The organism is Salinicoccus jeotgali, assembly GCF_039538805.1.
Taxonomy (GTDB): domain Bacteria; phylum Bacillota; class Bacilli; order Staphylococcales; family Salinicoccaceae; genus Salinicoccus; species Salinicoccus jeotgali.
On sequence record NZ_BAABCK010000020.1, the window covers coordinates 71,187 to 78,399 of the forward strand.

Sequence of the window (7,213 nt, forward strand, 5' to 3'; positions counted from 1 at the left end):
ATGTAATGCCTACTGATTACGTTTTCATGACCGGCAGTTTCCTGAAGTAATGGATATAGAACGGCAACGTCAAAAGATATAGGGACCAGAGCATGCTTCCCGAAAGCAGCTCGACTAGAGCCATCGGCAAGAGGATGAACGCAGTTGCAAAGGAAATGAATTTGTACCAGTTCATAAAGCGCGATTTCCGTTTCAGCAATGCCGAAGATGTATGGAAGAGATAGGCAAGGATCGACATGAAGATGACGCTAAAGAACATGACCACAAATATAAAGAAGACCACATATACTGACACGTAGAAATAAAGGCTTGAAGATTGTTGGGATATGAAAGTCTTGAGCCCCTCATCATCCTTGACGTCGCCGATATAGGAATAGTCGAACCCAGTGTTTTGCACATCACGGATGTATATGCCGTCTTTTACGAAACCGATCAGAACATTGCGATCTTCTACTGAATCGGTGGCGACTTCACTGCTGAAAAGGACATCATTCCCTTTTATTGACACAGTTTCATCCTCACCGACGTATTGGCCATCTACAATGGAGAATTCCGGAATTTCCGATTCGATGTCTGCAAGTCCAGCCGCAGCATTGGCACTTTGAAAAAGCGCAATGATGTTCGGCAATGCGATAAGCAATGAGATGACGAATATATTCAACAGCATGTGTTTGAAGTTTGCCGTTCTAAAAAGCGGGTATTTCTCAAATGTAAGCAGACGCTTGTAAAAAGTGAACAGTTTCATCTTGTAACGCTTCCTTTTGTACTAATGTATTGTAGTGCAGGCGTCACTCAGCCCTTAGGCTGAATAATCCATACCAATGTGCAATACATTTGTCATTTTATCATTGAATTGATATATTTGGTATGTAAACAAATCACTATGGAGGGGAATTTACTATGGCTTTTGAACTACCAGAACTACCTTATGCATATGATGCGTTGGAACCACACATCGATAAAGAAACGATGGAAATCCACCATACAAAGCATCATAACACCTATGTAACTAAACTCAATGACGCTGTCAAAGGCACAGACCTTGAAAGCAAGTCCATTGAAGACATCATTAAAAATCTGGATTCAGTTCCTGAAGACAAGAAAACAGCAGTGAGAAACAATGGTGGCGGACACCTTAACCACTCACTATTCTGGGAGCTCCTCACTCCAGAAACAAAAGAACTCTCTGGTGAACTCAAAGACGCAATCGAATCCAAATTCGATTCTGTAGACAAATTCAAAGAAGAATTTGAAGCAGCAGGTGCTGGACGCTTCGGTTCCGGCTGGGCTTGGCTCGTTGTAAACAATGGTGAGCTCGAAATCGTATCTACACCTAACCAGGACAACCCAGTAACAGACGGCAAGGCACCTATCCTCGGTGTTGACGTTTGGGAACATGCCTACTACCTGAAATACCAAAACAAACGTCCAGAATACTTGAAAGCTTTCTGGAACGTCGTCAATTGGGATAAGGTAAGCGAATTGTACAGCAATGCTAAATAATTCCAAGCAATGGGAATGGGACGGGCAACCGTCCCTTTTTTAATTTCCAGAACCAAAGATTCCATAATGTGATAGAATGACATTACATATTTTTCAGGTAAAAGAGGATGAGTTTTATTGAAAAGAGCCAAAACCAAGAGTCTTGAAACCATAAATAATCAAGTGATGAAATCCAGGATAAACATAATCATGCTGATCGTCTTCCTTCTTTGCCTGGCACTCATATTCCGCATAGGTTATCTGCAGATCGTCAAAGGGGATATGTACCAGGAAGAGGTGGAGAATGCCCAGTATGTAGAGATCAACCAAAATGTGCCGCGCGGTGAAATATACGACCGGAATGGCAACTTGCTTGTCGGCAATGCTTCCAAGAAAGCCATCTATTTCACCCGTCACCGGAATATGTCCTCCGGTGAAATAATGGATGTCGCCCTGAAGTTATCGGATTACATCGAGATGGATACTGAAAACATCTCCCTTAGGGATAAACAGGATTATCTGATCAACCGTTATCCGGAAGAAGTAGAAAAGATAATGAAAAAAGAACAGACCTTACTCGATAATGGCAATATTTCACAAAAACAGTTCAATGAAGAGTTATATAGGCAAATCGATGACCAACAGCTATCAGACATTCTGTCAGAAGAAGATCTCAACACGATCGCCGTCTTCGTCGAGATGGTCAACGCCCGGGAACTCAATCCTGTAGTCGTTAAGAGTGAGGACGTGACCGAGTCCGAGTTCGCGGCCGTGAATGAGTCGCTTGATTCATTGGAAGGCATTTCCACCGGGATGGACTGGGAACGTGAATATCCGTATGACTCCACCCTTAAGACCGTTCTCGGAGAAGTATCCTCATCAGAAGAAGGGTTGCCAAAAGAACTGCTCGATTACTATATGGCAAGGGGATATTCGCGTAATGACAGAGTAGGTAAAACCTACCTTGAATACCAATATGAAAATGTTCTGCGCGGTGAAAAGGCACAGGTTAAATATTCCACCGACAAATCAGGTAAAATACTTAAGCAGGAAACGGTCAAGAAGGGGGAGCCGGGCGATGACCTGTATCTCACCATCGATATCGAACTTCAACTTGAACTTGAAGAGATTGCCGAACATCACCTCACATCCCTCAGAAAGATGGCTGAGGAAGTGGCGGCACGCAATAATAGGACCGGGGAACTCGATTACACGATCATCCCGGAATATTTGAACACAGTTGTTCTTGTCGTGCAGGACCCGAATAATGGGGATGTGCTGGCCATGGTCGGAAAACAGCTCGATGAAAATGGTGAAATCGTCGATTACCATTATGGTGCGCTTACCTCAACCTATCCGGTAGGTTCCTCCATAAAAGGTGCCACAGTCACAACCGGCTATCAAAATGACATCATCGAGCCGGGGGAAGTGATGATCGATGAGCCCCTTAATTTTGCAGGGGATGATACAAAATCTTCATTCTTCAACCGCGACAGCAAAGTTGCGATAGATGACCAGGAAGCGCTGATGGTCTCTTCCAACGTCTACATGATGAAGATCGCCATGGGGCTGGCAGATTTCAGCTATACACCGGGAATGTCATTGCCGACGGATATTACAGGTGGCGCGAACAAATTGAGGAATGGCTTGAATCAATTCGGCCTCGGGGTGTCGACGGGCATTGATCTGCCGAACGAAGCCACCGGGCTCAGTCCGGATCTGACAAACAACCCATCAAATTTATTATCCCTATCCATCGGACAGTATGACACGTATTCTGCACTCCAACTGTCCCAGTACATGTCCACCATTGCAAATGGCGGAAACAGGGTTGGACTTCATATGGCAAAAGAAGTGCGCAGTGGAGATGCCAACGGGGAAGGGACACTGCTGCAATCCTTCGATGGCAAAGTGCTGAATACTGTACTGTATTCTCCAGAAGAGCTGGAGCAGATCCATAAAGGGTTCTATGATGTGTTCAACACGCATGACACCGCAACGAATCGATACGGCACCGGCTGGGATGCCTATCATGAGCTCGAACCAAAGGCTGCAGGCAAGACTGGTACGGCCGAGACAGAATTTGAAGGAATAGAGGTCCTGAACCAGACATATACAGGCTACGCGCCGTATGATGATCCGGATATGGCATTCGCCGTCATCTTCCCGAATATGCCCTATACGGTTCCTTTCTTCCCTGGACAGTACTTAGGCCGCGATGTCGTCAATAAGTATTATGAACTCTATTATGAGCAGTCACCTAAACCGAATTATCAATATAATACAGATACTTTTTATCCGAAACTCGTGTACGGACAGTAAGGCACCTTTAAAGGTGCCTTATTTTTTGGATTTATAGTGCTTGAGATGGCGGTGTATAATAGTTATTGCAACTGACGGCTTTTGATTTGACGGTGGAATGATTATAATGAAAGATAGAAATGAAATGCGGAAAGAGAGGCTTTTGAAATGAATAAGAAAGATATGCGAAAAGAGATGATGGACAGGCTGGCTTCGCTCGATCCTTCTGACAAGAAGCGCAAGGAGGAAACTTTAAAAACCAAGCTACTTGAATATATCAGTCAATTGAACATCACTTCAGTCGGCATCGTGCTGTCGATGCCGCACGAAATGGATACCGATGGCATCATCAGTCAATTGAAATCGCAAGGAATAGAAATCTATACACCCGTATGCAACTACGACCAGAAAGTGATGAACTTCTGCGAGTTCTCTTCTTTTGATGCGGTTGTAAAAGATGAAAAGGGATTGAGGGTGCCAGAGGATGCCGAGCGCGTCAACAATGCACCTGGTCTCATCCTGGTCCCAGGCCTCATCTATTCTCAAACCGGCTACCGGATCGGATATGGGGGCGGGTATTATGACAAGTTTCTGGCAAACTATACCGGCCTGAAAGTATCATTACTTTTTGAAGAGCAGCTTGGTGAAGTCATTGTCGAACCCCATGATATCCCTGTAGATATATTGATTACACCAGAGCGTACGATAGATGCAGCAGAGAAGAGAAATGAAGATGCCTGATATATGGCGCACCGCCTACGAAGTGACCCGTTATACAGATTATACGTTTTACGATTTCGACCAGAGTCGTGAAGTGATATGGCTTAAAAACGATAAAAAAGCGAGTATGATGTGCCTGCATGCCACAAATGTAGACACATCATCTGAGGACGCCGTCGACTATATACTACACCGCCTGTTTATCCGCGGTCAGCATGGGGTGGTGCGTCATGTTGAAAGTTATTATCCTGATGCGGACGGGGCGTCCGAACGATTCGAAGCGGATGGCGTAGAGATTACCCACGAGGGGATCAAAGACTACGGCACTCTGATCGATAATCCTTTCTATAGATTAGACTTGAAATATAAACAATCCAAGCCTGCCGCGCATTACCAGAAACGATTGTTGAGCCGGCATCCTTTTGAACGCTATATGATCCGCTTCACTCCGATGACATATTTATTGACCGCAATCAATCTGGTTGTGTTCCTGCTCAATCTCATCCTTATCCATATAGTCGGTTCCTTCCAGCTTACAGAGCAGCTGGCTGTCAGCCACTCTGCAGTGGTTTCCGGGGATTTATACAGACTTTTGAGCAGCAGCTTCCTGCACGTCACCGTCGAGCATTTCCTGTTTAACATCTTTGCTTTATTCATAGCCGGAAAATTCATAGAAGTGCTCTATGGAAAGTGGCGCTTGGCCATCGCCTATGTATTGACAGGCATACTATCAAGTCTCTTTTCACTGGTGTTCATCACTGAAGGGGCTTCCCTCGGCGCGAGTGGGGCAGTATACGGCCTGATCGGCATTCTGATTGTACATCTGTTGATCAGAGGTAAAATCGACTTGAAGCTGCTTCTGCAGGTCGCCATTTTATTTGTGGTATTATCATTCATCTCCCAAATCATGGCGAACATCAATCATTATGCGCATTTCGGTGGACTTCTGCTTGGGGGATTGCTTGGCATACTGTTTAACCGTCAATATTTCAAACGGGTGTGGGCCATAGCATCCATTTCTCTGCTGGTGTTAATTGCAGCAGTCTCATATTTTATGGTGATGGGCTCGGACGCAGAACCGTCGCATAACCAGGAAGCAATGTCGAAGCTTCAAGCCGGGGACTATGGTGCAGCACTTGGCATCGTCACTGAAGCGGTTAATGAAGGTGATGATACAGCAGGTACCTACCACGTACTCGGACTTATTGCTGAGTACACGGGAGACTATGACCTTGCTGAACAGTACCATGAGAAAAGCTTTGAGATGAATCCGAAACATGAGTGGGCAGTGAAGCACAAGCTGCTTAAACTCAGAAAGGATAAAGACTATGAAGCCATGGGCCGAATTCTGGACGACTTGAACATTAAGAGAATTAAAGACGAAGAATTGAGGCTCATCACCAAGGAGTATTATGGAAATGAATAAGGATCTAAACCACATCAACCAACTGCTGAGACGTTTTGGCATATATGTATATGATAGGGATAGGAGCAATATGCTCCTTATGATGGAAATGGAAATCAAGGAATTATACAAGGCCGGGCTGCTCGATAAGAAAGAATATGCCGAAGCCCTGTTGATTCTAAGACACAGAAAGGACGGCTGAGCATGGATAATATATTGGCGGCAGATATAGGGGGTACGACCTGCAAACTAGGATTATTTTCGGATGATGTGGAATTGCTCCATAAATGGGAAATTCCAACAGAAACACTGCCAGACGGGGGCAGGATACTGGAAGATATCTATGAAGCTTTCATAAAAGAGACCGCGAATCATGGCTTGGACTTGACGGATATTGCTGGTGTCGGTCTCGGAGTCCCAGGCCCGGTTGATTTTAAAAATGGCATTATAAACGGTGCGATCAACTTGAATTGGGATGGTAAAAAGCCAATTTCATATGAATTTGAGAAGATGAGCGGCATCCCAACAATCGTGGATAACGATGCCAATGTTGCAGCGCTCGGTGAGCAGCATAAAGGAGCTGGAAGCGGGTATGACGATGTGGTCATGGTGACGCTCGGTACAGGAGTTGGAGGCGGTATCGTCGTCAACGGCCTGCTTGCTCATGGTCATGGAGGCGCTGCAGGCGAGATCGGCCATCTTAACGTTGATACGAAGAGGAGGTTCCAATGCAACTGTGGCAAGAAAGGGTGTCTTGAGACGGTGGCCTCTGCCACAGGTATTGTGAACCTTGCCAGACATCATTTTCACAATGGTGTGGAAACCACACTCTCTAAAGCCCTGGAAGAAGGCACGGTAACATCCGCGGCTGTCGTTGAAGCGGCAAAGGTCGGGGACACGCTCGGCATGAGGGTACTTGACGAAGTCGCCGGGTTCATTGGTCTTGCGTTGAGTGATATATCCGTCCTCACCAACCCGAATTACTTCATAATCGGTGGCGGCGTCAGCCGGGCCGGTGACATTCTTATGGATGGGATACGAAAGCATTATAGGCGGCTCACTTTCCCACCAGCCTATGAAAATACTGAGATCGTCTTTGCTGAACTCGGTAACGATGCAGGAATATACGGAGCCGCACGGCTCGTGAAACAATTTTTAACATAAAAAAAGCAGCCAAGTAGACTAACCTAATTATTTGAGACAATATAAAACACCTTCGAAATGGTACAATGTTCATCAAGTACTGAATCGGAGGTGTTTTTGCATGGGCAAAAACGTATATTCAAGTGAGACCAAGTGGGCAGT

7 protein-coding genes are annotated in these 7,213 nt (G+C 45.4%); 6 read left to right on the forward strand and 1 reads right to left on the reverse strand.

Annotated features, from left to right (window positions below; genetic code table 11):
• Positions 1 to 16: 16 nt before the first annotated feature.
• On the reverse strand, positions 17 to 745 hold the full coding sequence (locus ABD734_RS05390; protein ID WP_344702160.1) for a DUF1189 family protein: 729 nt from the start codon (positions 743 to 745) through the stop codon (positions 17 to 19).
• Positions 746 to 900: 155 nt separating this feature from the next.
• On the opposite strand from ABD734_RS05390, the gene ABD734_RS05395 reads away from it, so the two are divergent.
• From ABD734_RS05395 to ABD734_RS05420, 6 genes are all read left to right on the forward strand, one after another.
• Positions 901 to 1,503: a superoxide dismutase gene (locus tag ABD734_RS05395; protein WP_344702162.1), complete on the forward strand. Its 603-nt coding sequence runs from the start codon at positions 901 to 903 to the stop codon at positions 1,501 to 1,503.
• A 117-nt stretch (positions 1,504 to 1,620) separates the two neighbouring features.
• A complete protein-coding gene (locus tag ABD734_RS05400; protein ID WP_344702164.1) occupies positions 1,621 to 3,804 on the forward strand; it encodes a peptidoglycan D,D-transpeptidase FtsI family protein in 2,184 nt (727 codons plus the stop codon).
• A gap of 147 nt (positions 3,805 to 3,951) precedes the next feature.
• Positions 3,952 to 4,524: a 5-formyltetrahydrofolate cyclo-ligase gene (locus tag ABD734_RS05405; RefSeq protein ID WP_344702166.1), complete on the forward strand. Its 573-nt coding sequence runs from the start codon at positions 3,952 to 3,954 to the stop codon at positions 4,522 to 4,524.
• A complete protein-coding gene (locus ABD734_RS05410) occupies positions 4,493 to 5,929 on the forward strand; it encodes a rhomboid family intramembrane serine protease (RefSeq protein WP_344702168.1) in 1,437 nt (478 codons plus the stop codon). The genes ABD734_RS05405 and ABD734_RS05410 overlap by 32 nt, the downstream gene beginning before the upstream one ends.
• Positions 5,922 to 6,110: a YqgQ family protein gene (locus tag ABD734_RS05415; RefSeq protein WP_344702170.1), complete on the forward strand. Its 189-nt coding sequence runs from the start codon at positions 5,922 to 5,924 to the stop codon at positions 6,108 to 6,110. Before ABD734_RS05410 ends, ABD734_RS05415 begins: the two co-directional genes overlap by 8 nt.
• 2 nt (positions 6,111 to 6,112) lie before the next feature.
• A complete protein-coding gene (locus tag ABD734_RS05420; protein ID WP_344702172.1) occupies positions 6,113 to 7,072 on the forward strand; it encodes an ROK family glucokinase in 960 nt (319 codons plus the stop codon).
• The last annotated feature ends 141 nt before the right edge of the window (positions 7,073 to 7,213 follow it).

Excerpts from the sequence above, each read along its gene's own strand:
- ABD734_RS05395 (WP_344702162.1), top strand. The coding sequence starts at position 901 with ATGGCTTTTGAACTACCAGAACTACCTTATGCATATGATGCGTTGGAA.
- ABD734_RS05420 (WP_344702172.1), top strand. The coding sequence starts at position 6,113 with ATGGATAATATATTGGCGGCAGATATAGGGGGTACGACCTGCAAACTA.
- ABD734_RS05390 (WP_344702160.1), bottom strand. The coding sequence starts at position 745 with ATGAAACTGTTCACTTTTTACAAGCGTCTGCTTACATTTGAGAAATAC.
- ABD734_RS05415 (WP_344702170.1), top strand. The coding sequence starts at position 5,922 with ATGAATAAGGATCTAAACCACATCAACCAACTGCTGAGACGTTTTGGC.
- ABD734_RS05405 (WP_344702166.1), top strand. The coding sequence starts at position 3,952 with ATGAATAAGAAAGATATGCGAAAAGAGATGATGGACAGGCTGGCTTCG.
- ABD734_RS05410 (WP_344702168.1), top strand. The coding sequence starts at position 4,493 with ATGCAGCAGAGAAGAGAAATGAAGATGCCTGATATATGGCGCACCGCC.